The 24,721-nt window shown below is 56.5% G+C and carries 23 protein-coding genes; 13 read left to right on the plus strand and 10 right to left on the minus strand.

What is annotated here, in order from left to right:
* Positions 1 to 163: 163 nt before the first annotated feature.
* Genes HAD_RS10705 through HAD_RS10715 form a run of 3 tightly spaced genes read right to left on the minus strand, consistent with a single transcriptional unit; the run spans position 164 to position 2,933 of the window.
* Positions 164 to 826 (minus strand): alpha/beta hydrolase, encoded by a 663-nt coding sequence (locus tag HAD_RS10705; protein WP_035570966.1) that lies wholly within the window; start codon positions 824 to 826, stop codon positions 164 to 166.
* Positions 823 to 1,935 carry a zinc-dependent alcohol dehydrogenase family protein gene (locus HAD_RS10710; RefSeq protein WP_241765360.1) on the minus strand — a complete coding sequence of 371 codons (1,113 nt, stop codon included), beginning with the start codon at positions 1,933 to 1,935 and terminating at the stop codon, positions 823 to 825. Before HAD_RS10710 ends, HAD_RS10705 begins: the two co-directional genes overlap by 4 nt.
* A gap of 47 nt (positions 1,936 to 1,982) precedes the next feature.
* On the minus strand, positions 1,983 to 2,933 hold the full coding sequence (locus tag HAD_RS10715; protein WP_084331883.1) for a LysR substrate-binding domain-containing protein: 951 nt from the start codon (positions 2,931 to 2,933) through the stop codon (positions 1,983 to 1,985).
* 101 nt (positions 2,934 to 3,034) lie between these two features.
* Between HAD_RS10715 and HAD_RS10720 the strand changes: the two genes are divergently transcribed.
* Positions 3,035 to 3,844 carry an SDR family NAD(P)-dependent oxidoreductase gene (locus HAD_RS10720; RefSeq protein ID WP_035570973.1) on the plus strand — a complete coding sequence of 270 codons (810 nt, stop codon included), beginning with the start codon at positions 3,035 to 3,037 and terminating at the stop codon, positions 3,842 to 3,844.
* Positions 3,845 to 4,075: 231 nt separating this feature from the next.
* On the opposite strand, the gene HAD_RS10725 is transcribed toward HAD_RS10720, so the two are convergent.
* Entirely contained in the window at positions 4,076 to 5,704 is a 1,629-nt protein-coding gene (locus HAD_RS10725; protein WP_035570974.1) for an FAD-dependent monooxygenase, read from the minus strand.
* Between the two features lie 196 nt (positions 5,705 to 5,900).
* Here HAD_RS10725 and HAD_RS10730 point away from each other — a divergent pair, with 196 nt between their 5' ends.
* On the plus strand, positions 5,901 to 7,292 hold the full coding sequence (locus tag HAD_RS10730; RefSeq protein ID WP_162177501.1) for an FAD-dependent oxidoreductase: 1,392 nt from the start codon (positions 5,901 to 5,903) through the stop codon (positions 7,290 to 7,292).
* A 9-nt stretch (positions 7,293 to 7,301) separates the two neighbouring features.
* Here HAD_RS10730 and HAD_RS10735 read toward each other — a convergent pair whose 3' ends face one another.
* From HAD_RS10735 to HAD_RS10745, 3 genes are read right to left on the minus strand one after another with little or no spacing between them, the layout of a single operon-like run.
* Positions 7,302 to 8,195, minus strand: a complete 894-nt coding sequence (locus HAD_RS10735; RefSeq protein WP_051596134.1) for an NAD(P)-dependent oxidoreductase — start codon at positions 8,193 to 8,195, stop codon at positions 7,302 to 7,304.
* Positions 8,192 to 8,953 carry a short-chain dehydrogenase/reductase gene (locus tag HAD_RS10740; RefSeq protein WP_035570975.1) on the minus strand — a complete coding sequence of 254 codons (762 nt, stop codon included), beginning with the start codon at positions 8,951 to 8,953 and terminating at the stop codon, positions 8,192 to 8,194. The genes HAD_RS10735 and HAD_RS10740 overlap by 4 nt, the downstream gene beginning before the upstream one ends.
* Before the next feature lie 55 nt (positions 8,954 to 9,008).
* A complete protein-coding gene (locus tag HAD_RS10745; RefSeq protein WP_156942228.1) occupies positions 9,009 to 9,833 on the minus strand; it encodes an enoyl-CoA hydratase-related protein in 825 nt (274 codons plus the stop codon).
* Positions 9,834 to 10,143: 310 nt separating this feature from the next.
* Here HAD_RS10745 and HAD_RS10750 point away from each other — a divergent pair, with 310 nt between their 5' ends.
* From HAD_RS10750 to HAD_RS10770, 5 genes are all read left to right on the plus strand, one after another.
* Positions 10,144 to 11,055: a VOC family protein gene (locus HAD_RS10750; protein ID WP_035570978.1), complete on the plus strand. Its 912-nt coding sequence runs from the start codon at positions 10,144 to 10,146 to the stop codon at positions 11,053 to 11,055.
* A gap of 177 nt (positions 11,056 to 11,232) precedes the next feature.
* On the plus strand, positions 11,233 to 12,075 hold the full coding sequence (locus tag HAD_RS10755) for an alpha/beta fold hydrolase (protein WP_035570979.1): 843 nt from the start codon (positions 11,233 to 11,235) through the stop codon (positions 12,073 to 12,075).
* Positions 12,076 to 12,273: 198 nt separating this feature from the next.
* A complete protein-coding gene (locus HAD_RS10760) occupies positions 12,274 to 13,416 on the plus strand; it encodes an acyl-CoA dehydrogenase family protein (protein WP_035570980.1) in 1,143 nt (380 codons plus the stop codon).
* A gap of 377 nt (positions 13,417 to 13,793) precedes the next feature.
* A complete protein-coding gene (locus tag HAD_RS10765; RefSeq protein WP_051596135.1) occupies positions 13,794 to 15,008 on the plus strand; it encodes an acyl-CoA dehydrogenase family protein in 1,215 nt (404 codons plus the stop codon).
* A gap of 8 nt (positions 15,009 to 15,016) precedes the next feature.
* Positions 15,017 to 16,117, plus strand: a complete 1,101-nt coding sequence (locus tag HAD_RS10770; protein WP_162177502.1) for an acyl-CoA dehydrogenase family protein — start codon at positions 15,017 to 15,019, stop codon at positions 16,115 to 16,117.
* A gap of 111 nt (positions 16,118 to 16,228) precedes the next feature.
* On the opposite strand, the gene HAD_RS10775 is transcribed toward HAD_RS10770, so the two are convergent.
* A complete protein-coding gene (locus HAD_RS10775) occupies positions 16,229 to 16,954 on the minus strand; it encodes a FadR/GntR family transcriptional regulator (RefSeq protein WP_051596137.1) in 726 nt (241 codons plus the stop codon).
* A 300-nt stretch (positions 16,955 to 17,254) separates the two neighbouring features.
* Between HAD_RS10775 and HAD_RS10780 the strand changes: the two genes are divergently transcribed.
* From HAD_RS10780 to HAD_RS10790, 3 genes are all read left to right on the plus strand, one after another.
* Complete coding sequence (locus HAD_RS10780) at positions 17,255 to 18,544, plus strand: aromatic ring-hydroxylating dioxygenase subunit alpha (protein ID WP_051596138.1); 1,290 nt, start codon at positions 17,255 to 17,257, stop codon at positions 18,542 to 18,544.
* A gap of 44 nt (positions 18,545 to 18,588) precedes the next feature.
* Complete coding sequence (locus tag HAD_RS10785; protein WP_206741259.1) at positions 18,589 to 19,065, plus strand: aromatic-ring-hydroxylating dioxygenase subunit beta; 477 nt, start codon at positions 18,589 to 18,591, stop codon at positions 19,063 to 19,065.
* Between the two features lie 64 nt (positions 19,066 to 19,129).
* The gene (locus tag HAD_RS10790) at positions 19,130 to 20,137 is read left to right on the plus strand and encodes an amidohydrolase family protein (RefSeq protein ID WP_035570981.1); all 1,008 of its coding nucleotides are present in this window, start codon (positions 19,130 to 19,132) and stop codon (positions 20,135 to 20,137) included.
* Positions 20,138 to 20,169: 32 nt separating this feature from the next.
* Here HAD_RS10790 and HAD_RS10795 read toward each other — a convergent pair whose 3' ends face one another.
* Complete coding sequence (locus HAD_RS10795) at positions 20,170 to 20,958, minus strand: IclR family transcriptional regulator (RefSeq protein ID WP_051596140.1); 789 nt, start codon at positions 20,956 to 20,958, stop codon at positions 20,170 to 20,172.
* A 129-nt stretch (positions 20,959 to 21,087) separates the two neighbouring features.
* On the opposite strand from HAD_RS10795, the gene HAD_RS10800 reads away from it, so the two are divergent.
* From HAD_RS10800 to dmpG, 3 genes are read left to right on the plus strand one after another with little or no spacing between them, the layout of a single operon-like run.
* Positions 21,088 to 21,876: a 2-keto-4-pentenoate hydratase gene (locus HAD_RS10800; protein WP_051596141.1), complete on the plus strand. Its 789-nt coding sequence runs from the start codon at positions 21,088 to 21,090 to the stop codon at positions 21,874 to 21,876.
* A 2-nt stretch (positions 21,877 to 21,878) separates the two neighbouring features.
* Entirely contained in the window at positions 21,879 to 22,820 is a 942-nt protein-coding gene (locus tag HAD_RS10805; protein WP_035570982.1) for an acetaldehyde dehydrogenase (acetylating), read from the plus strand.
* Positions 22,820 to 23,857 (plus strand): 4-hydroxy-2-oxovalerate aldolase, encoded by a 1,038-nt coding sequence (gene dmpG, locus HAD_RS10810; protein ID WP_035570984.1) that lies wholly within the window; start codon positions 22,820 to 22,822, stop codon positions 23,855 to 23,857. Before HAD_RS10805 ends, dmpG begins: the two co-directional genes overlap by 1 nt.
* Positions 23,858 to 23,964: 107 nt before the next feature.
* On the opposite strand, the gene HAD_RS10815 is transcribed toward dmpG, so the two are convergent.
* The gene (locus tag HAD_RS10815) at positions 23,965 to 24,684 is read right to left on the minus strand and encodes a TetR/AcrR family transcriptional regulator (protein WP_162177503.1); all 720 of its coding nucleotides are present in this window, start codon (positions 24,682 to 24,684) and stop codon (positions 23,965 to 23,967) included.
* Positions 24,685 to 24,721 lie beyond the last annotated feature (37 nt).

Below are 24,721 nucleotides of genomic sequence, written 5' to 3' on the forward strand. Positions count from 1 at the left end.
GTATGACTGTTGCCAGCTTCTTTTGGCAGCAGACTATTCGGGCAGCGTCAGGATCGTAAAGGTATTGCCATTGAGACGGTGGTCTTCCGGGGCGCGCGGGGGAGAGTTTATTCTCGATATGTGAGAATAATCTGGTGTGTGCGCCGCTTTGGGCATCAGAGCCTTATTCGCCGACGCCCATCATCTGTCGTATCCGTCTGGAGACCACGCCGTTGGCGGCGTCTGGCCATTCGTGGCCTCCGTCATGTGGTAGCCAGGTCACTTCCAAACTGTCCTGCCGGAGGCTTTCGGCGGTCGCCTGCGCTGCGCTAAATGGCAGTATCGGATCGTCTTTGCCGTGCGTCCAGATGAGCGGAACGTCGCGATGGGCCGGTCCGATCGGATATTGATCGCGTATGTGTGGCATGACCCTGGCTGCCCCCAGCACACACAATTGCATCTTTTCGGGGTGTTCCAGGTAAAGGTGGGCTGCAAGGACGGCTCCCTGCCCAAATCCCATAAGGATCAGGGGGAGGTCAGTCCCGCAGGAATCAATGAATTCCCCGATGGATGCCCGGCTGGTCCGTTCCTGCTCGAGATTTGGCTGCGGTGGGCCGGAGGCCACCGGTGTAATTTCAAACCAAGCATATCCGGTTCCGGACGTTTGTCCAAAAGGGATAGGCCCCCGAAGCGCAAAGGTGCGGACATCATTCGGAATTGCAGCCGCCAGATCATGAAAGGCGATTGCATCCGTGTGTCCCATCCCGTGGAGCAGGATGAGATTGGCCTTGGCTTTTTCAGATGACGGGCCGTGGGCGGTGTAGGCGAGCGTGTGATTTGTCTTCATTGTTCAAAATCGATCACGATCTTCCCGAAATGCTGTCCGCTGGCGAGGTGGCGAATGGCATCCGGAGCCTCTTTGAGCGGAAACACCCGATCAATGACGGGTTTCAGCCCCTCCTTCGAGATGGCCTCGTTCAGAGAATCGAAATGTTGCCGACTTCCGACCGAAATTCCGAACAGCTTAAGGTTCTTGCCAAAGATCGCCGGCATCAGAAGCTCTTGGGACCGCCCACCAAGGACGCCGATGATCGCGATTCTTGCGCCCACGGCAGCAGCGGCCAGTGATTGATTGATCGTGCCGCCGCCGCCGACTTCAACGATGATGTCGGCTCCTCGTCCGTTGGTGATTTCAAGGGTTCTTTTGCCCCATTCCGGCGTATCGCGATAATTGATCGTCTCGTCAGCCCCAAGCGACCGGGCGCGGGCAAGCTTTTCGTCCGATGAAGAGGTGACGATCACGCGTGCACCGAGCATTTTGGCAATAAGCAGTGCGAAAATGGACACGCCGCCAGTCCCCTGAACCAGCACCCAATCGCCTCTCTCAACCTGCCCTTCTTCGACGAGGGCACGCCAGGCTGTCAGGCCGGCGCAGGGAAGTGTGGCGGCTTCCTGATAACTCAGCGTGTCGCTGAATCGCGATGCTGCCTGCTGTTTTGCGACCACGAACTCCTGGAGGACCCCAGGAGCGGAAGCCGAGCCCAGGGAGATGGATCTGTCCGCATTGCGGACCGGTCCCGTTTGCCAGTTCGGAAAAAAGCTTGGGCATACGCGATCGCCCACAACAAACCTGTCGACGCTGGAGCCAACGTCCACGACTTCTCCTGCGGCGTCCGACAGGGGAATCTGGGGCAACGCGCCGAAAGGCGTCCTGTTCTCGATTGTGACGAGATCCCGATAGTTTACCGAGGCGGCATGCACCTTGATCAGAAGCTCGTCCGGAGCGAGCGCCTGAGGGGCTTCCTTGGTAACGAGCCGCATGTTGTCGATGCCCCATGCGTCCTGAACTTCCCATGCCTGCATTGCTGTCACCTTTGTTATTCTGGCCGGTGGGCACCAGCCAATCAAAACAAACGTATTATATTTGTTTGGCAGAACCGCAAGGGGGCGGCGCACAAAAATCAAGGGCCGAGCCAGATGGAAAGCACGCCAGTGACGGTGATCTAATGGCTTTTGATCACTGTCACAGGCGACGCTATGATCGAGCCAAACAGGCTTTCCAGCTCAGCATTTGTTCTGGCAGCCTGTGCCTGGACCCAGGAAGCGAAGGATTCTGTGTCCGGATGTTTTTTGCGGTCGGTGCGGACATACAGATACTGCGGAAGTTGCATGTCGACGCAGATCCTGGAGGCCGGTACCAACGTGCCCGCCGCAAAATCGTCTGCGACAAAAAAGAGTAAGCCGAGCGCCACGCCGGCGCCGCGCCTTGCCGCCTGGTAGGTGAGACTCAGGCTGTCGAACTCAAGACCGCGGTCAAACGCAGGGGGCGGCAGGCCTATTTCATCAAATACGGTCTCCCAGAACGGAATTTCCCGTCTCGTAAAAAGGAGGGGGAGGGCGTTGGGTCCTGTCAGGTGTTCGGCAGGTGAATCCGTTTTTACAAAGGGGGCCGCGACCGGCGTGAAGATCGTCGGAAACAGCTCGATTTGATCGATACCGCTTTCGAGAATAATTTGCGCCGTGACCGCGGCATCTAGTGGGTCTGCGGTAAAGCTGATCTCGCTGAAGGCTTGTTTGAGCTGCACGGACACATTCGGTTTAGCGCTTCGGAATTCCCCAAGTCGAGGGGTCAACCAGTCGGTCGCCATGCTGGTGAACGTGCGCAGGCGGATTGGCCGGGACGTACCGTAGTCAACATCCCGGCATGCTGAATCGATTGTCTGGAAAGCAGTGGAAATTGCAGCGTGAAGAGGTTTGCCCCATTGAGTCAGGCCAACGCCGTCATGGCGACGTTCGAAGAGTTCGCAGGCGAAGTACGTCTCGAGGATGGAGACGTGACGGCTCACAGCACCGACTGAGACCCGAAGCTCCCGTGCGGCCGCACTCAAGCTGCCCATGCGTCCCGTAGCTTCGAATGCCTTAAGCGCGTTCAGCGGAGGTAAATTGTATCGCATATTGGCTTTCCAGAAAGCTGAAAGCTCACTTGTGCAGAATATGACTGCAATGACAACGTTCCGTGGCTTAAAATATATGTACTAGAATAATGGGAGGTGTGATGCGTAATTCATTGGAGGGCAAACTCGCAATCGTCACGGGCGGCGCCGGCGGAATGGGACGGGCTCATGCACTGCGGTTTGCAGAACTGGGGGCGAATGTCGCTATCCTGGATGTTGACCTCCAGGTTGCCCGGCGCCACGGCGAGGAACTTACAGCCCCTACCGTCCGTGACGAGATCCAGGCTCTTGGTCGCGATAGCATCGAGATTGAAGCGGATCTGTCTGACCGCGAAGCGGCGTTTGCGGCCGTGCAGCAGATTGAGGGGCATTTCGGGCGCATTGATATCCTCGTCAACAATGCGGGTGGAGCGATTACACCAATTGAACACAGCTCCGCGACAATGGTGAGTGAGCAAGACCGCCGCCAGTTGTTCGCCGTGAATTTTGATACGGCGGTCAACATGTGTCAGGCCTGTGCCCCGTCTCTGAGCCGGCAAGGCGGTGCGATCGTGAATGTTTCCACGGTTGGGGTCTGTGTGGACGATACCGGAGCGCGCTTTGCGATGTATACGGCGGCCAAGGCTGCGATTGAAAAATACACAAGATCTCTCGCTGTAGAGCTCGGGCCCAAGGGAGTGCGCGTGAACTGCGTTGCCCCGGGCCTCGTTATGACGCCGCGTGTGGCCGGACAGGCCGCGGCGCGGAAGCTTGCCATGAACGAGCAGGCAGCCACCATTCCCCTGAGACGCCTTGGCCAGCCGGCCGATATTACGGGCGTTGTCGAGTTTCTGGTGAGCGAGCAGGCCGGATATGTGACCGGTGAGTGCATTCTCGTCTCCGGTGGCCTGCAGCTTGTTTCGGCAACTTAGGCCGCCAAGCAGGCGATAGCGATTGTCCGGGAGGCTGCCAGAACCCCTGGGAGCCGATTCCGGGCGGAATGTACCAGGTCAAGATCAAGGACTGAAACCTCAGCGAGGTGCCGTTGAACTTTTGAGGCGAGGTTGCCCTCGTGACGCGTGCAGCGAGCGGATTGGGGCTGGCGCATGCCCGCTTTCTGGTGGAACGGGACGCCAGGGTTTTTTCATTGTCTTCATCCATGCTTATGGGGGCGAATGCCCCGTAGCCAAATTGGCAAGGGCGTCGGGTGCGGCCGGAAGGCAGTTTCCTGACCAGACGATGTGGAGGTCCGGACGGACCAGCAGGTAGGGGCAGCCATAGATCATGCGTACATGTTCCTCATCGCGGCTGACGATCTGAAGCGGTGCGCCGATTGCCGCAAAAGCCTCTTCAAGCGCGGACGTATCCGCTGAGCCTGTAAGGTCTATGAAGCTATAGTCGGGTCCCAGAACATCTTGCATGGCGGTTCGGTCCTTGAGCCATATGTGCGGGATCCGGATTCCGGGCTCGGTCGTAGGCAGATAACGGACTGTGTCCCAACTGGTTACAGCATCAGGCACGGAATCGATGAGGGGGGAGCCCGCATAGGTGTAGCCAAGTTCTGCACCAACCATCTCGTGCACACGACGGTGGAATCGGTTGGCGAGCCGTGATGCCCTGTGCCTTTCTGCCAGTCCATCCTCGGTGTCCTCATTGACCGCACCCGTTAGATCGGCGCGCCATAGTCCAAGGCCCTGAGCTGCCCATCCGGATGCTTCGACATTTTTCATGCCGACCGGCCGTCTTTCAGTCTCATAACTTGCCAGCAAGCCCGGGCCGCCCCAACCCTGAACGGTGCCGGCGAGCTTCCACGAAAGATCCAGGGCGTCGCCAACTCCCGAATTCATGCCGAGCCCGCCAGTTGGGATCACGAGATGGACCGCGTCGCCAGCCAGAAACACCCGGCCCTCGGCGTATTTTTCTGCGAGCAGCAGGTGGAGTGTCCAGTTGCTGACGTTCAGTATCTCGTAATCAAACTCTATGTCCGATCCCATCTTCTTTCGGATCCAGTCATGTAGATCGGCGTCGTCGGGAATGTCAGAATTCAGCGTGAACTCTTTGCGATCCCCCTGGACGATCATCGCCGATCCCTCAGGATCGGTGAAGTAATAGTGCCGCCCATTTCCCATGGGAATCCGATCATAAAGGGTTTCGGAGCGGAAGCAGATCTGCTTCATCTTCCGAATGTTCCCCTGTCCTTCGAGCTTGATGCCGAGCGCCTTACGGACCGTGCTCCCGCCTCCATCGCAGCCGGCGAGATACCCGCACCTCAGTTGCTCTTCGGCCTCACCCTCGGGCTTGAGGGTGACGGTGACGCCATCCTCGTCGTGAGAAAGCGCCGTCAATTCACATGCATATCTGACAGTAACATTGGGCGTGCTCTCTGCGATCGATTTCAGTAGGGGTTCCAAGCGGTTCTGCGATACCAGTTGGTACGGTTCCAGCGGCTGAGAATGATCGGTCGTTTTTGCAATGCGTTCGCGCATGACGCCGACGGAAGGGTAATGCTGCTTGAGCAAGGGGGCTTCCGAGAGTGAGCGGACAACAAAGATGTCCATCGGCGCATCAGCGGGGTAACCGAGTTCGCGGACCTTGTCGGCGATGCCAAGGCGGCGGTAGAATTCCATGGTGCGGGAGTTGGAGCGGTCCATCTTGGGCCATGGGCCTGTGGTTGGATTTCGTTCGATCAGCAGGGTCTTGACGCCGCGCCGCCCCAGATCAATTGCCATGGTCAGCCCGACAGGGCCGGCGCCAGCGACCACGACATCGAATTGCGGTGATGGATTGGACATTTGCGCTCCATTCAGAAGATTTTGAAGTGCTAACGCTACTGCCAGTGGCTTGCGGTGGAACTCACAGAATAGGAGATGCAGACTTCAGGAAAGTTGAAAGCCGCTTGGCCGATTATGGCATTGCGGTATTCGCCTGAATTCATACGCTCCAATTCTCGTTGAGCTCTCAGTGAGCAGAGTGTGAGGGGTGACCAGGGTGCTGAAGGAAGCCGGCGAATTTCCCACTGAGACGGATGTTCTGGTATTGGGGGCCGGTATAGCCGGGCATTGTGCAGCCCTTTCTGCTGCGAACGCTGGTGCCTCCGTGCTGTTCCTGGAGAAATCATCGCTCCCCGGAGGAAGTTCAGCTATCGCAGGCGGTGCCTTTGCCTTTTGCGGAACTGATGAACAGAGACAGGCTGGCATCGACGACTCCATTGAGGCCTTTCGCCAGGCTTTGTTGTACTCAGGAAAGGGCAGGAATAATCGGGAGCTTCTGGAGCTGTTTCTCGCAAAGCAGTTGGTAGCTTATGATTTCCTGAAGTCGCAGGGGATTGGATTTGAGCTGTTCATGTCCCCGCCGCCAGATGTTCCACGTGCGCACATGACTGGCACGGGAAGGGTGGTGACAAAGCTGCACATGAAGGCTCAGGCGCATTCGGGCATTGCATTTTTCAGTAAATCCTCAGGGGTGCGCCTTGTTAGGTCCCAGGGGGGCGGCCGGGTTGAGGCCTGTATCGTCATGTATGGCGATCGCGAGGCCGAGATCCGCGTGAACAAGGGGATTTTACTCGCAACGGGAGGCTTTTCCCGCAGCCGCGAGCTGTTGGGCATTTATGCACCGGAACTGGCTGAAGGCGTGAAGCATGGTGGTGTTGCCAATACGGGGGATGGCCTGATCATGGCGTGCGACCTTGGCGCCGGGCAGGCAGACCTAGGATATGTCTCTGGATCATTCGGTGGAGCGATACGGAATTATCCCGATGATGTGATCAAACCGGATGAGATCCCGCCGCTGATCTTTGCGTTCCAGGACACCGCGATCATGGTCAACAAGGCCGGCCGCCGTTTTGTTAATGAGGCTCAGAGCTATAAAGCGTTGGGGGCCATCGGCATGACCCAACCTGGTGGAATTGCCTTCCAGGTCTTTGATGAATCACTCATGGCCGGATCACTCGATGATACGAGTGTGAACAACTATAAGGAAGCCCTGCTGGGCGGGTACATACGTAAAGCGGATACGATCGGAGAACTTGCCGAGTTGGTCGGGCTTGATCCTGCTGTGCTGGAGGAGACAGTGCGAACCTACAATGCCGACGCGAATGAAGGTAGGGACTCCATGTTCGGTCGTGCGCGGGGATTAAAGCCGATTGACACAGCTCCCTACTATATTGCTGCAACGGCAAATGCGATTACCTCAACCTATGGCGGCGTTGCGGTCGACGGCAGAATGGCTGTCGTAGATTGGTTCGGCGTGCCGATAGGCGGGCTTTACGCCGCTGGGGAAGTTGTGGGCGGTTTCCACGGTGCGGGGTATTTCAGTGCGTCGTCTCTTTCAAGCTCCGCTACATTCGGGCTTGAGGCTGGACGGAACGCAGCCCTGTCCTGATCGTAATGGCTATTCTTTCAGGTGGTGGATCAGTCTGAATACAGAATCGAAGTGAGATATGACGGGTAGGGGCACTCCGTGAATTCGGGCCATATCCATGGCCATCGAAAGATCCTTCATCAGAATTCCGAGCCGACCGGCGAGGTCCGTCTGGAGGTTGCCTTTGTAGGATGCTTCAAGTGTCTCGACGAGGAGCCGGACCGGGCTGATGTCGTCTTGGGCAAGCGAGCGACTGAATTCGCGGCAGACATTGGAATCCGCAAATCCCCCTGATACAGCCTCAACGATATTGGCGGGCTCAAGACCATACTGTTCGCCTAGGGCAAGCGCTTCGGCAAGAGCAGCCATGGTGCCAAAATTGAGCACCTGATTGCAGGCTTTCATGACTTGCCCAGCTCCCACAGGGCCGAGGTGCGTGATCTTGCTGGCAAAGGTCTTGAGAACCGGTTCGGCCTGGGCGACATCGGTCGGATCGCCGCCAACCATGACCGCGAGCGTACCTGCGCGGGCGCCGACCGCGCCGCCGGAGACAGGCGCGTCTATGAAGCCTATTGAGGCTTCAGCCAGGCTCTTTGCAAACACTTTCGCGTCAGCAGGCGGAACGGTCGAATTGTCCACAACCAAGCGGACGCGGCGGTCAGGTGCTTTGAGAATGCCGCTGTCGCCCGTCAGGACGTCATGCATCGCCGATACGCTTCCGAGACAGGTGAAAACAAGATCACATTCGGCAGCCAGTTCGGCGGGAGACGCCGCCGCCTGGGCGCCCGCCTCAACCAACGGTCTGGATTTCTCCGCGGTGCGATTCCAGACGACCAGCGGCCAGCCTGCCCTGACAATGCGTTCCGCCATTGGGGCCCCGATGTCACCGAGACCTATATAACCGATGATCTGCGGACGGGTCATTGATGCCCACCATCAATCGTCACGATTGTACCCGTTGTATAGGCAGAGCGGCGCGAGGCGAGAAAGGCAATCGCATCTGCTACTTCCGCAGGAGCTGCGGCTCGGCCAAAGGGGAGATCCTGCATCAGTTCTTCCCAGCGTGACGGATCAGTATACCGGCGTTTTGCCTCTGCTTGCAGCAGCATCCGGAACCGGTCCGTAAGCACCGGACCTGGATTGACGCCTACGACTCGGATGCCGTTTGTCCGGGCCTGTTGAGCGAATGCCTGCGTGAACATCATCAGGGCCGCGTTTCCGGTGCTGCCGCAAATATAATCCTTGTTGGGGTTCTCTCCGGCCGATCCGATTATGTTAATAATCACGCCCCCCGGTGCGGTCAGGTGCGGATACAGCGAGCGGGTCAATTCGATATATCCGAATACCTTCAGATTCCATGCGTGACGCCATGTTTCCAGCTCGGTATCGAGCAGAGAGCCGGGCGGAATGGCGCCGGCATTATTCACGAGGATGTCTACGTCGTGTGCGGCTTCGGTCAGCGAGGCGATACCTCCGGGTTCTGACAAGTTGGTGCAGATGATCTGAACATGGTTGCCGTACGTCGATGAAAGGCTGATCTGGGCGGCGGCCAGGTCTTTTTCTGTGCGGCTGACGAGAATGAGGTTGGCGCCTTCGCGGGCAAATGCCTCAGCTGTCGCCAGGCCGATCCCCTTGGAGCCGCCGGTGATCAAAACCCGCTTGCCCTGAAGCTCGAGATCCATCGAATTTTCCTTTCCGCGCGATACGCGAATGCTGGCGAATAAGACCAGAAGCAGGCTAGCGGCCGGTCCAGCGTGGTGGACGTTTTTCCTTAAAGGCGGCCATGCCTTCTTTCGCGTCCTGGCTGCCTGAGAGCTCCTCAGTCATTTTGATCTCAAGTGTTTGAAGCTGTTCCCTGAGAATTTCCGGGTCTGCCGATGCCATTGCCAGCTGCTTGGACATGCGTAGGGCCAGAGGTGAACAGGTGAGCATATCCTCGGCCCATTGCTTCGCTGTGTCCAAGACTTTGCCGGGAGGGGAGACCTCGTTGACGAGGCCGAGGTTTGCAGCATCCTGAGCGGAAAGCTTTCGGCCCGTCAGGATCAGACCCATGGCAATGTGATGGGGGACGCGGTGGGGCAGGAGCCTCGCGCCGCCGCCCAGGGCGACGAATCCGACCTTGGGCTCCGGTAGTCCAAAACTTGCGCGGGCGTCCGCGATGACGACATCGCACAGCATTGCGAGTTCCCATCCGCCGCCAAGGGCAAGGCCGTTTACCGCTGCGATTAGTGGCTTATTCAGTCCTGACCTGTGTGAAAGCCCGGCCCAACCGGTTGCGGGCATAGGATCGGAAATGTCATCAGCAAGGTCGTGGCCGGCACAAAATGCTCTATCTCCCGCACCTGTGATGATGGCGACGCGGAGTTCATCATCATTCTCGTAGCGATCAAAGATGTCCGAAAGCTCGAAGCACGCTTCGGAGGTCAGGCTGTTCAGGGTCTCCGGGCGGTTGAGCGTTACGGTCAGGATGCCATCTGCGCTCTCGGTTCGAACTAGATTTGCCATGAGCTTCTGTACCCTTCTTAGGCCGATGCGGTGAGGTCCGCTGACGGTTCTTTTCACTGCGTCCAATCGAAATAGTTCAAATGTATTAATTTGGCAAGCATTCGCCGGGCGGCTGGGCGTTTGCGTGTCGTCGAGGGCCGCACAAACTCTGGTCTCGTCAGGGGTTGGCAGTGGGATGGATGAAAATCACAATAATACAGAGGATTATTGGGTGTTTCGGTCTTGGGGAGGCTTTCTCAGACAGTACTTGACCCAAGAATTTATTGGTAATACCAATGTTTTGTTAGCTGGCGCCAAGGGTTCATTTGATGAGCGAATGGGTCTCAATTAATGAGTATGCTTCATTTATTCTTTGGGGGAAGCGTTGATGTCAATTGATGAAATTAGATTCCGTCGCCTTGGTTACCTTGCGCTCAATGTCACTGACCTGGAGCGATCAAGCGCGTTCTATGAAGAGATCGTGGGGCTCACCCCGGCGGGAAAGTCTGATGGATACCGCTTCTTCAGGTGCAGCGACAAGCATCACGATATTGCGCTGGTCGAAGCTGGAGAGCCGGGCATCAAGCGTATTGGTTGGGAGATGGAGGGGCCTGACGCCTTGGCGGCGATCCGGGCGCATTTCAAGGCATGTGGGATAATACCCACACCTGTTTCCAACTCTGAGGCAGATGCACTTGGGGTTGGGGAGGCCTTCCGAATCTCCGATCCGGTTTTGGGAGCGACCATGGAATTCTATGCGTCCATGGACAGAGCCGAGCTGCCCTATGAGCCATCGCATACACGGATCGTAAGGCTCGGCCATGTTGTGCTTGCTGGCCCCGACTTGAGCGCGGCTGAAGAGTTTTTCTCGAAACAGATGAATTTTCGCGTTTCCGATCGGATTGATGGTGCTGTTGTTCACATGCGCTGCTTTCCCAATCCCCTGCATCATTCGTTCGGTATTGGGCGAGCGGCTGCGCCGCAGCTTCATCATGTAAATTTCATGGTGACAGATATCGATGATATCGGTCGCGCGAACGTGCGGATGAAACGGAAAGGTGTGCCAATTGTCTATGGGCCAGGTAGACACCCGCAGTCGGAGTCGATGTTCTTCTATTTCCTAGACCCCGACGGCATCACCCTGGAATACAGCTTTGGCATGGAAGAGTTTCCGGAAACCAACGCGCGGGAGCCGAGGCTCTTTCCGCTATCTGTTGAATCTGCCGATCATTGGGGCGGCATGCCCGAGCCCGGCTTTGCCAGCGTAGGGGCCATTGAGCGTCTGGCTCTTGAGGCATGATCCTCCCGCTGTGGCGGCCTGAGGCGGCGTTGGATGCCTCCAGGTCGAGGCGGCGATCCTGACCGCACTCAAAAAAAATCGTCCCGGATAGCCGTAGACGGGTTGATAAATTCACAAATAGAACGGATGTTTCAATTTATTGAGACGGCCAGAGATTAGGGAAAAGGGAAACAGTCCATGTTTGACGCGCCATATGAGAGCAAGTTTGTCGATGATCCAAAAGGCAAGGTTCACTATCTGGATACCGGAGAGGGCGAAGTCGTCTTCCTGATCCAGGGTGGCGGCCCCGGCGCGTACGGCTATAGCAATTATCGCCGCAACGTCGGCCCGTTGGCTGATCAGGGGCGCCGAGTGATCACACTGGACCTTCCGGGTTTCGGAAAATCCGACAAGCGCACCGGCTATGAAGGACTCTTTGACCCGATGGCGGAAGCAGTTCTGAATATCATGGATCATGAAGGTATCGAGAAAGCGAGTTTTGTCGGGAACTCGCTCGGTGGTGGCACGTCCATGCGGTTCGCACTCGACCATCCGGATCGTGCGCATAAGCTGATTTTGATGGGCCCGGGCGGCAGCATCCCGATGACTTCGACGTTTCCGACGGAGGGGCTGCTCCGTATGCTTACATTCTATGACGGTGAGGGGCCAACGATGGAGAAGCTTCGGAAGGTTGTTGAACTTCTTGTTTTTGACCCATCGCAGATCTCTGACGAGTTGCTGGAAGAGCGGCTCAAAACGGCTATGGCGCCGCAGACGATGAAGGATCCGCCGCTGCGCGGTCAGGCCCATAATCCGCGAAATGACCTTTGGCGAGAACGTCTGGATCTGCTGCCACACCCCACCCTGCTTCTCTGGGGCCGTGAGGATCGTGTTCTGCCGCTGGATGCTGCATTCATCCTCCTGAAGACAATCCCAAATGCGGACCTTCATGTCTTCTCAAAGTGTGGACATTGGTGCCAGTGGGAGCGGGCAGACGAGTTCAACGACATTGTTGGCGCATTTCTTGACCGCCCGTACTGATGGAGTGCTGCTGATCGACCGGCATTAGCCCTGAGTTTCCCTGAGCGTTGGTAAGGTGTGATGCTCAGGTCGGCTCGGCGCGAACTCCTCCCAAGCGCGCTAAGCCGTGGCTCCCTTCCTGAATTTCGGGAAGGGAGCAGTGGCCGTGAAGCCGCGCATCGGCGGAGATCTTGATTATATAAAGGGAAGGAAAATTCGATGCTCGACTACAGCAGACGTACCGTATACGACGCCGATCAGGAGGCGTTTCGGGAAACCGTCCGGAAATTCTATGCCAAGGAGGTCATTCCTCATCTCGACAGATGGGAGGAGGAAGGCGTAATCGAACCGTCCGTCATGAGGAAGTTCGGGGAGGCAGGCTTCCTTTGTCCGACGGTACCCGAGGCATATGGCGGGCTCGGACTAGACTTCCGCTACAATGCCGTGGTTGCGGAGGAGAATTCCTACGCTGATTCAATGGTTCTCGTCACTTTGCAGTCAGATGTTGTTGTCGAATACATCGTCCACTACGGAACTGAAGAGCAGAAGCAAAAATGGCTTCCGCGTTGTGTCTCTGGCGAGACCATTCTGGCGATTGCCATGACAGAGCCCGGCGCGGGCTCTGATCTTCAGGGTATCCGGACAACGGCTGTCCGGGATGGCGATGAATATATTATCAATGGCTCGAAAACCTACATTTCAGCTGGGCAGACCTGCAATCTGGTTGTCGTCGTCGCGAAGACTGATGTGAGCGCAGGTGCAAAGGGGACGTCGCTATTTCTCGTCGAATCCGACCGGCCAGGCTTCAAACGCGGTCGCAACCTGAACAAGATCGGCCAGAATGCCGCCGATACGTCAGAGCTATTCTTCGACAACGTTCGTGTTCCTGCAAGCAACATGCTCGGTGAAGAGAATCGTGGGTTCGTCTGTATGATGAGCCAGCTTCCTCAAGAGAGATTAAGTATTGCAATATCGTCACAGGCCATGGCGCAGCGCGCATTTGACGAAGCCGTGCGGTTTACAAGTGAAAGAACTGCATTCGGCAAGAAGGTGATTGAATTCCAGAACACGAGATTCACGCTTGCTGACCTGAAGGCGAGGCTGCAGGTTGGCTGGGCGCATCTGGACTGGGCCCTTGCGCGCCATGTCCGGAAGGAACTCACAGCTGATGAGGCAGCAGCCGCAAAATTGTTTCACACTGAATTGCTATGGGCTGTATGCGATGCGTCCCTACAGCTGCATGGCGGTGCGGGATATATGAACGAGTATCCGATTGCGAGAATATGGCGCGATGCTCGGGTCATGCGAATCTTTGGTGGTTCGTCGGAGATCATGAAAGAGCTCATGAGCCGCACCCTTTGATCTAGCTCGCTTGGGTCAGCCGGTCGGTGGGGGGCGCTATGAGCGGACGGGCCTCGGTGTTCGACCCTACTTTCCAATATGGTTTTGCTCTACGCATAAGGCGCGTGCGCAAGGGCGTATTCACTGTCTGGCCCTTCACGGTTCGGGAAGGACCAGACAGCGGGCTTGAGGCAATATGGCTTCCAACGGTTCCATGAGGACGAATGCACATGAGTGTCATTTGGAGAATCGTGCGCCTCGGCGAGGCCTTAACCCTTGACCTAAAACAAATGAACTAATATCTGCGTAGGTGACGCCGCTGCCTATTGAGTAAGCGCTGGGATGTCGCGCTTTTGGCAAATACGGCAAGGTGCACCATATTTTGAAAGGGCCATGGAATGGATTTCAATTTGCCGGGAGAGGATGACCCGCGGCGTATCAAGGTTCGCAAGTGGTTTGAGGAAAATCCCAATCCGACCTATGCCCAACTTGCGAAGCAGGGGTGGACAGCGTCCAATTGGCCTGAACCTTGGGGCGTTGGCGCTGACGCCGAAATGCAATGGATCATCGATGAGGAAATCGTACGCGCTGGCCTAGAACTACCGTACACGATCAATGCCATCGCGCTGAACCAGTGTGGACAGTCGCTCCTGAACTATGGAACGGAGGCGCAACGCCAGAAATTCCTGCCGGGCGCGCTGGCCTGTGAAGAAATCTGGTGCATGCTCTTCTCCGAGCCGTCTGGCGGATCGGATTTGGGGGCGTTGCGGACCACAGCGCGCCGTGAGGGCGACCATTATGTCGTGAACGGCCACAAGATCTGGACCTCCGTGGCCGATCATGCGTCGGTTGGTGTGCTTGTGGCCCGGACAGATGCGAGCAAGCCCAAGCATTCGGGACTCAGCATGTTCCTGATCGATATGAAAAGCCCCGGCGTGACGGTTAACCCGATCATCGACATGACGGGCAATAAGAATGAGTACAATGAGGTATTTCTGGACAATGTGAAGGTCCCGGCAGATGCCCTTCTGGGCCAAGAAGGTGAAGGCTGGAAGCTGACGATGGAGCAGCTTCAGACCGAGCGCGTGGGGATGACTAAACCAGGTGTGGTATGGGGAATGGGTCCTACGGCTCGCGACCTTATGAATGGATTGATCGAGACGGGGCGGATTCGCGATCCGCTTCTTCGCGACGAAGCGGCCAAGCTCTATATTGAAGGCGAAATTCTGCGTCTCCTGACCTACAGAAATATGACCAGTCGCATCAACGGAACGCCCGCTGGATTTGAGGGGAGTGCCGGGAAGATGCTATCCTCTCCTCACGGACAGAGGATGGCGGATCTCGCCAAGCGATCACAAGGAGTGTCGGGCATGATCCGGAACCCGGATGTCCTTCCGTTGCCTGAGAAAAAATGGGGAATGTTCTCCAATTGGGACTACGCCTATTGGTTCTCGCCCGCCAATACACTTGGCGTTGGGACGCAAGAGGTGCTCTTGAATGTCGTTGCAGAGCGCGTGCTCGGATTGCCTCGCGAGTCTGACCCGACAGCGAAGGTGCCATTTTCGGAAATTTCAAACACGTCCGCAAAGGCGGCAAAACAGGTGCGGCAATGAATTTTGCATTGAGTGAAGATCATGAGTTCTTGAGGGATTCCGCCTCAAAGTTCGTTGACGAACAGGTCGACCTTTCTCCACTGCTGCGGCCCGGGGCGGATGTAACAGATGCGGGCTATGATCAGCTCTGGAGCAGGATCTCGGAGCTCGGTTGGAGCGCGATAACCGTGCCCGAGGTCTATGGCGGGTTGGGTATGAGCTACATTGATCTTGTCATGATTGTCGGTGAAACCGGCCGGACGCTCGCGCCGTGTCCGCTCTTCGGCACGCTCGCTGGTGCGTGGTCGATTGAGGCGGCGGGGTCTGAGGCCCAGAAGATGGCGCTGCTGCCAAAGCTGGCGGAAGGCATGACGCTCGCGCTCGCTGTAGCAGATGAAAGCGGCTCGTACGACAATATGGCAACAGATGTTCATGCTACGCCGTCTGCTGATGGATATGTACTGTCGGGAACAAAATCGTTCGTCGTTGATGCGGCATCGGCAGACAAGATCATTGTTTCCGCCCTGATCGACGATCGGAAGGACTACTTCATCGTCGATGCGAATGCGGCCGGAATTGCAATCGAGATCCTGCAATGGCGCGATATCACCCGCCAGGTTTGCAGGGTGGAACTGGATAACGTGTCAGCGGAGCGCCTGGAGGCAAGCAGCGAAAATGTATGGCCGTGGGTTCGTGACCGGCTTTATCTGGTCCTGGCTGCAGAAAGTGCTGCGGGTATCCGGACCGCTCTGAATGACGCTGTGGCGTACGCAAAGGAGCGGATTGCATTTGGAAAGCCAATCGGTGCGTTTCAGGCCATCAAGCACCAGCTCGCCAATCTTGCGGGTGCGGCTGAAGGCGCCAATGCGATGGTGCAATATGCGGCCTGGAGCCTTTCAGAGAATGATGAGCGTGGCCCTCTCGCAGCGGCCATGGCTCAGAGCTATGCCAGTGAACAGTATCGCGAAGCGACGCACCGCAACATTCAGGTCTTCGGGGCCATTGGCTTCACCTGGGAAATGAAGAACCATCTCTACTACAAGCGGGCGCGATGCAATGCCGAGCTGCTGGGGGCGCCTGCTTCTCAGCGTGAGCAGGTTGTCCGTTTTCTTGAGGAGCAGGCGGCGTAGAGGTCTAAGTCCGTAAGAATGGAGGGGAGGGGCGTTGCGATTCCCCTCCCTTGCTACTCTCGAACTGTGCGCTGCAATGCGTCTTTGTCTTTGCTCGGCTCAGAACCTGACTCAGGCCTTGGCATTAATGGGTTCAAGATTCAGCGAGTGGAGGTTCTGGGACTTCGCGACGATATAGTCGTGTAGAACGCTCATGTGCGCATTCATTGCCGCTGAGGCTGCCTCGCTGTCGCGACGCCTTATCTGACCAAGTACTTCCCTGCGCATGCTGACAAGGTCCGTCAGATAGTCCGGTTTAAGCGCGAGAAGGATCTGAGCGATAACCTCCGAAAGGGACTCAATCATGACCGTCAGTACATCATTCTTTGCTGCGGTCCCAAGCAGGGCATAAAATTGCATGATTTCGGAAATCGAGGTCTCGACGTCTTCAGCTTGCAGGGCGAGGCGCATCCGCTCGATATTGTTTTCGATTGCGAGGAAGTCTTCTTCCGTGCCGCGCTCGCAGGCCAGTCTCACCGCCTGATCCAGGAGGCATTTGCGTGTTTCGGTCAGCTGATCGAGCGACAGCCGTCCAAGGAACACAAGGTCATTCACCGTACGTGAAACCGCCCGTCCGTCGCCCTCACGAATAAAGGCGCCGCCGCTCGTTCCTTTCCGGAATTCCAGTACACCAGAGTTCTCAAGTGCGCGCAGTGCCTCGCGTACAACCGGTCTACCGACACCAAGCTGGGCAGCAAGGTCCCGCTCGGACGGGAGCTTATCACCAGGCTTGAGTTTGCCGTGCATCAACTCGCGGCGGATGGAGTTGTAGACTTCTTCAAAGAGACGCAGGGTCATGTTGGATCCGTGTTCGAATCAGCCTGCCGACGGCAGGGCAGTGATATCCGATGGTTGTGCCTGCCCAAATGGACATTGCCAACCCATTCATCCGGGCGCGCCATGGGGCGGAGATTGACGCGCAATCGGCAAGATGTAAAACATATATTTTAGTTTGACAGAGGGTGTCGTCAGTCATATTTATTGGTAATACCAATGGGTGGGCGCTTCAAGTCGTATCGGACCTCAGCTGCGTCGTGACAATTGGGAAGACAAGGCTCCCGCCAGCACCCGGACGGAGCCAGGCGAAGGAGGATTGAAATGCCGGATACATTGGCCTCGCAAGATAAAACGCAGGGAACGTCTCTGATTGTCGATGACCGTGAGGGTGGGCTGTTCAGGGTCAACCGTCAGGCATTTCTTGACGACGAAATCCTGGAGCAGGAACGGGATAAGATCTTCAATCGCTGCTGGCTGTTTCTTGGTCATGCATCGGAACTGCCAAATCCGAACGACTTCGTTACACGTAACGTCGGCGGGAAGGAGCTCATCTTCAACCGGGATCGCAAGGGCGAATATCATGCCTTCCTGAACACATGCCCGCACCGGGGAGCAATGGTCGAGCGGCAGGAATTCGGCAATGCGCTGGGCTTCAAATGCTTCTATCACGGCTGGGCATTCAATAATAATGGCAACTACGCCACGCGCCATCAGCCAGGTGTTTACCCAGAAGATTTCAATGGGGATGGCTGCGCGAATCTCGTGCCGGTTAAACTGCAGCAGTATCGCGACTTCTTCTTCGTGAACTATGACAACGGAGCGAATTCCCTCGAATCGTATCTGGCCGACTCGAGGATGATTCTTGATCTGATCGATGAGCACGGGCCGAATGGCATGGAAGTCGTGGGCGGTGCTCAAAAATACAGCATACGTTCCAACTGGAAGCTCCTTATGGAGAACAGTTACGATGGCTACCATGCGCTGGATACGCACGAGACCTATTTCAAATACCTGACGGATGCCATCGGCGGGCCCGCGGAAATGCCGAAGGTCACGAATGTCATGAACCTTGGCAATGGTCATGCCTCGATCGAAGGTGATGCGCCCTGGGGGCGCCCTGTGGCCAAGTGGATCCCGGCATGGGGCGAGAAGGCGAAGACGGAGATCGAGGAGATCAAGCGCGAAGTTGTTAGCCGCGTTGGCGAGGAGCGAGCTGGTCGCATTTGTCAACTTGGCCGGAACACCGGCATATTCCCCAATCTCGTTATAAACGATATTATGGCGATCACGATCAGAACATTCTATCCCGTTGAGCCGGGCTTGATGGATGTCACTGCTTGGGCGCTCGGGGTGAAAGGGGAGTCGCGTGATTTCCGCAAACGCCGTCTGGATAATTTCCTTGAATTTCTAGGGCCGGGTGGGTTTGCAACGCCTGACGATGTTGAAGCCTTGGAGTCCGCCTATCGTGGCTACGCTGCTTACAAGCTCGCCCCTTGGAATGACATTTCCCGAGGGATGTCGAGGGCCGACGGCGAGCCGTTCAAGGCCGACGATGAAGAACAGATGCGCTGCTTCTGGCGTGAGTGGGACCGCAGAATGGGGGCAGAATAATGTCAGTCCAAAATCAAAAGGTGAGTGCAGGTACCGAACATGTCTTGGCGCGATCAGTATATGAGGAATTCCTCTACGAGGAAGCGGCCATGCTTGATGAATGGCGGCTCGATGAATGGTTGGCGTTGTTCACCGAGGAGTCTGTTTATGAAGTGCCTCGGGCCGGCGCCAAGGATTCTGCTGATTCCTCCGAGGATCTCTTTTACATCGCCGATAACTATTTCCGGCTTGGGCATCGTGTGAAGCGCATGCTGGACAAGGCCGCCCATGCGGAGTGGCCAAGATCCGTGCAGTCGCACATGATTTCAAACGTACGGATTACAGGAAGCGACGAGAAGGGCGTGCATGTCACCTGCCGGTTCATTACGCACCGGGCGAAAAATGATGTGACAGACACCTATGCCGGCCATCACAACTATATCTTGAAGATGGTAAACGGAGAACTCCGGATCATTTCGAAACGGTCGTTCATTGCATCCGACAGTCTGAGAGAACAGGGCAAGGTCACAATCATCCTATAGCATAGCTGCACACTGATTTTGCGTTGGATGCTTCGGCCCCTGAACGAATCGACGGAGACTGCATATGCCATTGATCGATGTTCACTGCCATGTGTCGCCATTTGATTTTCCGGCTGCACCTGGCGGTGAAGTTGCGCACCGATGGCCGTGCATGAAGTGCGGGAGCAAAGCCGCCGGTACACTCATGATTGGTGACAAACCCTTTCGTGAGCTCGACAATCGGTCATGGGACGTCTCGCGACGTCTCGAGGATATGGATCGGGATGGTGTCGCTATCCAGGTTCTATCTCCGATGCCGGAACTTCTGTCTTATTGGTACGACGTCAAGGATGCGCTTCTAATCTGCGATGCGGTCAACGCGCAGATTTCCGGCATGATTAAACAGCACCCCACCAGGTTCCGGGGACTGGGGGCGGTTCCTCTGCAGGATCCGCTGGCGGCCGCTCGCTATCTCAGACGGGTCCGGGAGGACTATGGTCTTTCCGGCGTAGAGATCGGCAGCAACATAAACGGAATTATGTTGGGCGATCCTTCGTTCGAAGGGTTCTTCGCGGAAGCTGAAGCGCTTGGCATGTGCGTTTTCGTGCATGCGCTGCATCCGATCGCCGCGAAGGCGGCGGCCGTGCCTCCCGCTGATACCGCCTTTGTCTATTTTCCGATTGATGTCGCCATGGCTGCTGCATCCGTTGCCATGGCCGGCCTTCTTGACAGATTTCCCCGGCTTCGGATTGCCTTCAGCCATGGAGGTGGGGCCCTCGGCTCTCTCGTCGGCCGGATGGATACGGGGTGGAATGCGACGGGTGGGTATGGTGGCCGAATGGCCGAGGCCCCGAGTGCTGTAATCGGCAAGATGTTCTTTGACAGCAACGTCTTGAGTGCAGACTATCTATGCTACCTGGTTCGCCAGGTTGCGCCGGGCAAAGTATTCGCCGGAACGGACTATCCGTATTTGATTCAGCAGCAGGATCCTGACAGCTTCATTTCGAATCTTCCGCTTTCTGCGGACGAAATTCAAAGTTTGAAGTGGCGCGCGGCAGAGGACTTTCTGAACGAAAGGTTCGCGGGATTTTGACCGTTACGGTAAATTCCCCCGCTCAAGGGGGGCTACACTCCGTCCGGCTCGGGCAATCTCTTGTTTGATCGCAGAAGATTGCTCAGGGCCAGTGCGCAGCGCTGCAGGGGCTTGTGGAAGGCCATGGGAGTGGGAGGCGCTTTTGCGCTATACGGCATGGAGACCGAGAGGGCGGCCACCGTTTCACCGTCCGGGCCGGTAACTGGCACGGCGAGACAAATCATGTCCTCTGCCACTTCGCGGTCATCGATTGCGACGTTTGATTTGCGAATTGAAAGAATCTCGGTCCTCAAGGCAACTGGATCCACGATCGTCTGAGACGTCAGAGGAACGAATGCTCCCTCACTCAAGTATTCATTGAGTGCCTGGTCATTCAATCCGGCAAGAAGGACTTTGCCGACGGCCGAACAGTAGGCTTCAAGTTGCATTCCCTCGCGTGTGAAGTCGGCTGCCCTCGGCGGACGACCAGGCATTCGGACCTTGTAGGTCACCATGCCATTCTCGAAGACGCCGAGGTGTGAGGTCAGGCCCGTTTCGGACGAGAGTTTTTTCAGTAGAGGTCGGGCCAGACGCGCCATCAGTGCGGCAATATCATTGCGCCCATACAGGAGCGTCGCCGCCAGACCTGGCCCAATAATATTCGGGCCGTATCGGCTGGCGAAGCCGGCTTCGACAAGTTGGGAAACGAGTCTGTAAGCAGTAGACGCAGGCAGATCTATCCGGGATGCAACTTCATTGAAGGGTGTATTCCCGCCATCCGCCACGATTTCGCGGAGAAGCGCGAGCGACTTTTCCAAAGATGTTGTGTGCATTCGAGCCATAAGCGGTTCTCCCATATCGTGAGAATTTCACGTTTGGGGTAGATTGAAAATGCGACGACTGAAAATTAAAGCTCTTGTCTGATTGTTGTCCGCTATCGCGTTATCGAATTTGGGAAGGGGGCTATCAGAGTGTCCAAACGGGAAATCCATGAAACCGCCGCGTTAAGGCTGCGCGAGGCGTATACGGGCGGCACCATCCCTCCGCTTCGCAATTTCCTGGACCCGACAGATGTGGACGGCGCTTATGCGGTGCAGGCGATAAACACTGAATACTGGCGCGGTACCGGCAGACGAATTGTAGGACGGAAGGTCGGGCTCACAGCCAAATCTGTGCAGCAGCAGCTTGGTGTCGATCGTCCCGATTTCGGTGTCTTGTTTGACGACATGCAGGTTCCGAATGGTGGGACCTTGTCCGCTGAGAAATGCATCCAGCCGAAAGCGGAAGCTGAAGTTGCTATTATTCTGAATAAGGACATCCCGAACGCCGCCGCCACCCGCGCAGACGTAATGGAGGCAGCTGACTGCGCCGTTGCAGCGATCGAGATCGTCGATAGCAGAATTGCGGATTGGAAGATCAGTTTTGCTGACACTGTTGCCGACAATGGATCCTCGGCGTTCTTCGTTCTTGGAGACACAAAAAAGCGCTTGGAAGCGCTCGACCTCTATACGTGCGGAATGGTTTTGGAAGTAAACGGCAAAGTCGCATCTCTTGGTGCCGGGGCCGCCTGTCTCGGTCACCCGCTCGAAGCGGCTGCCTGGCTTGCGTCTACGCTTGCGGCACAAGGGGATCACCTCAAAGCCGGCGACATCGTCCTGACAGGTGCGCTCGGGCCAATGGTGGCATTGGCGCCCGGCGATGACGTTGTCGCCAGAATAGGCGGTATCGGAACGTGTCAATTTGCATATAGTGGGAGCTGAATATGACTGGTAAGACCAAGGTCGCAATCATCGGTTCAGGGAATATCGGTACGGACCTCATGATCAAGGTCATGAGGAAATCAGGTGTGCTTGAAATGGGTGCTATGGTTGGCATCGATCCTGAGTCAGACGGATTGGCGCGTGCCAAGCGTATGAAGATTGCCACAACTCATGAAGGCATAGATGGACTGACGAAGCTCGATGTCTGGCCGGAAATCGGGATTGTATTCGACGCCACATCCGCCGGCGCGCATAAATACCATAATGAAGTTGTCACAAAGGCCGGCAAGGTCATGGTGGACCTCACGCCTGCGGCCATCGGGCCCTACGTCATTCCGGTTGTGAACGGCGACGAGCATCTGGAGACGACGAACGTCAATATGGTAACTTGCGGCGGGCAGGCCACAATACCGATTGTGGCCGCGGTGTCTTCAGTAGCCAAGGTTCATTATGCCGAGATCGTTGCGTCAATTGCATCGCGGTCAGCCGGCCCGGGAACACGGGCGAATATTGATGAATTCACCGAAACCACGTCTGCCGGAATCGAACAGGTGGGAGGCGCGGCGAAGGGCAAGGCAATCATAATTTTGAATCCGGCCGAGCCGCCTATGATCATGCGTGATACCGTCTTTACACTGTCCAGTGGCGCAGACGAGGCCGACATTGAGTCTGCGATCGCCAGTATGGTTGAGAAAGTGCAATCCTATGTTCCGGGATATCGCTTGAAGCAGAAGGTGCAGTTTGAGCGCTTTGGATCCAACAATCCTGTGCACATCCCTGGCATCGGAGAGTTCGAAGGAATTAAGACCAGCGTGTTCCTCGAAGTCGAAGGGGCAGCTCACTATCTGCCCGCCTATGCCGGAAATCTCGACATAATGACTTCTGCAGGGCTTGTAACTGCCGAAAAGATCGCGGTTCGCCGCCGCGAGAAGGAGACCGCGTAATGTCATTCGATCCGAATAAGGACAAGCTTTACATTCAGGATGTGACCCTGCGCGATGGCATGCATGCCATTCGCCACCAATATGGGATTGAACATGTCCAGAAGATCGCGTCTGCCCTGGATGCTGCCGGCGTGGACGCAATTGAGATCGCTCATGGCGACGGATTGAATGGGTCGAGTTTCAACTATGGTTTTGGAGCCCATACGGATTGGGAGTGGATCGAGGCAGTCGCCGACGTGGTGGAAAATGCCGTCCTGACGACGCTTTTGCTGCCTGGAATTGGGACGATTGAAGAGCTTAAGCACGCCTACAACCTCGGGGTGCGGTCTGTGCGTATTGCTACGCACTGCACCGAGGCGGACGTCTCCAGGCAGCACATCGAAACCGCGCGCGAACTGGGCATGGATACGGTCGGCTTTCTCATGATGAGTCACATGGTCGAGCCGGAGCATCTGGCCGAGCAGGCAAAGCTGATGGAGACCTATGGCGCCGAATGCGTGTATGTCACGGATAGCGGCGGAGCGTTGGATATGGATGGGTATGTTGCAAGGCTTAAGGCATATGACCGTGTGCTGAAGCCTGAGACCCAGCGGGGCGTGCATGCGCACCACAATCTTTCGCTGGGCGTGGCAAACTCAATGGTCGCCGCTCAGAATGGCGCATGCCGGGTTGATGCGTCACTCGCGGGAATGGGGGCAGGGGCCGGGAATGCCCCTCTTGAGGTCTTTATCGCAGCAGCGGAAAGAAAGGGCTGGAAGCACGGATGCGATCTGTTCGGGCTGATGGATGCCGCCGAAGAGCTTGTGCGTCCCCTGCAGGATCGGCCAGTCCGTGTCGACCGCGAAACACTATCGCTAGGCTATGCGGGCGTTTACTCATCCTTTCTGCGTCATTCCGAGAAGGCAGCGACGCAATATGGCCTTGATACCCGCGATATTCTCGTCGAATTGGGGCGTCGCCGCATGGTTGGCGGTCAGGAAGACATGATTGTAGACGTCGCGCTTGATCTCCTGGAGGTGAAAGGCGCTCAGGCATGATGATCGTGCGCAGACTTTTGGCGTGTCCGTGTGTTTCCCGGATGGGAATGCTCGAACGCACCCAACAATCTGCGACCGGGATGGGCAGATTGAGCGGTCTTTCCGAACTAAGACGGGAACGCAGCGTCGAGCGCGCGGGTGCGAGCATGTGCCTTGCTGGCCTTTTTAGAGCCGCTGCTCGCCTGCGAAATTTCCAGTTCCTTGCCGGAGCAGGGGGCTTCCAGAAGGCCTGTTCCGCAGTCGATCAGATTCTGCAACGGGTCAAAACCTTCCCAGATCGGGTTTTTCTTGCCGGAGGCGATATAGCTCTCATACGCCGCCTTTGCTGAAATAATGTACCAGGAAAAGTAAATGAGCCTCTGCTCGATCACGGGCTGCGGCAGATCAGACTTCATTTCACGGATGTAACGCAGCATTTGGCCGAAGACGGAAAAGTTCATTGTCTCAAGAAAATCGCGAACCGTTTTTCGCCGAGTGCTCAGCAGGCTATTGAGAAACCGGTTTGCCGTCGGAGAGGGATCTTCCATTTTGGATTCGGCCGGCCAGCGGACGAGAACGGTTACAACGTCCCGAACAGAATTCGGGCCGCCGGCTCGCTGAAGCGTCGACAGGCCTTCAAGCCAGCCGTCGCTACTATCCCTGAAGAGATCTGTAAGCAGCTCAGAGATCAGGCCTTCTTTGGATTTGAAGTAATAGTTCAACGATCCGCCATTTTTCGCGCCGGATGCGGCAACGATTTCCCTGACGGTTACAGCCTCAACGCCGCGCTCGGCAAAGAGCCTTCGCGCACAAACTTTGATCCTGCTCTTGGTGTCGAGACCGTCCATGCCTGCCATTTCTCCTAAAGGTTTTGTCATTCCTCAA

It is taken from the genome of Hyphomonas adhaerens MHS-3 (assembly GCF_000685235.1).
GTDB lineage: Bacteria > Pseudomonadota > Alphaproteobacteria > Caulobacterales > Hyphomonadaceae > Hyphomonas > Hyphomonas adhaerens.

Coding starts and splice junctions, on each gene's coding strand:
- HAD_RS10775 (WP_051596137.1), bottom strand. CDS start 16,954: ATGACCCTGCGTCTCTTTGAAGAAGTCTACAACTCCATCCGCCGCGAG.
- HAD_RS10705 (WP_035570966.1), bottom strand. CDS start 826: ATGAAGACAAATCACACGCTCGCCTACACCGCCCACGGCCCGTCATCT.
- HAD_RS10725 (WP_035570974.1), bottom strand. CDS start 5,704: ATGTCCAATCCATCACCGCAATTCGATGTCGTGGTCGCTGGCGCCGGC.
- HAD_RS10795 (WP_051596140.1), bottom strand. CDS start 20,958: ATGGCTCGAATGCACACAACATCTTTGGAAAAGTCGCTCGCGCTTCTC.
- HAD_RS10735 (WP_051596134.1), bottom strand. CDS start 8,195: ATGACCCGTCCGCAGATCATCGGTTATATAGGTCTCGGTGACATCGGG.
- HAD_RS10815 (WP_162177503.1), bottom strand. CDS start 24,684: ATGGACGGTCTCGACACCAAGAGCAGGATCAAAGTTTGTGCGCGAAGG.
- HAD_RS10755 (WP_035570979.1), top strand. CDS start 11,233: ATGTTTGACGCGCCATATGAGAGCAAGTTTGTCGATGATCCAAAAGGC.
- HAD_RS10780 (WP_051596138.1), top strand. CDS start 17,255: ATGCCGGATACATTGGCCTCGCAAGATAAAACGCAGGGAACGTCTCTG.
- HAD_RS10740 (WP_035570975.1), bottom strand. CDS start 8,953: ATGGATCTCGAGCTTCAGGGCAAGCGGGTTTTGATCACCGGCGGCTCC.
- HAD_RS10765 (WP_051596135.1), top strand. CDS start 13,794: ATGGATTTCAATTTGCCGGGAGAGGATGACCCGCGGCGTATCAAGGTT.
- HAD_RS10790 (WP_035570981.1), top strand. CDS start 19,130: ATGCCATTGATCGATGTTCACTGCCATGTGTCGCCATTTGATTTTCCG.
- HAD_RS10720 (WP_035570973.1), top strand. CDS start 3,035: ATGCGTAATTCATTGGAGGGCAAACTCGCAATCGTCACGGGCGGCGCC.
- HAD_RS10750 (WP_035570978.1), top strand. CDS start 10,144: ATGTCAATTGATGAAATTAGATTCCGTCGCCTTGGTTACCTTGCGCTC.
- HAD_RS10805 (WP_035570982.1), top strand. CDS start 21,879: ATGACTGGTAAGACCAAGGTCGCAATCATCGGTTCAGGGAATATCGGT.
- HAD_RS10715 (WP_084331883.1), bottom strand. CDS start 2,933: ATGCGATACAATTTACCTCCGCTGAACGCGCTTAAGGCATTCGAAGCT.
- dmpG (WP_035570984.1), top strand. CDS start 22,820: ATGTCATTCGATCCGAATAAGGACAAGCTTTACATTCAGGATGTGACC.
- HAD_RS10760 (WP_035570980.1), top strand. CDS start 12,274: ATGCTCGACTACAGCAGACGTACCGTATACGACGCCGATCAGGAGGCG.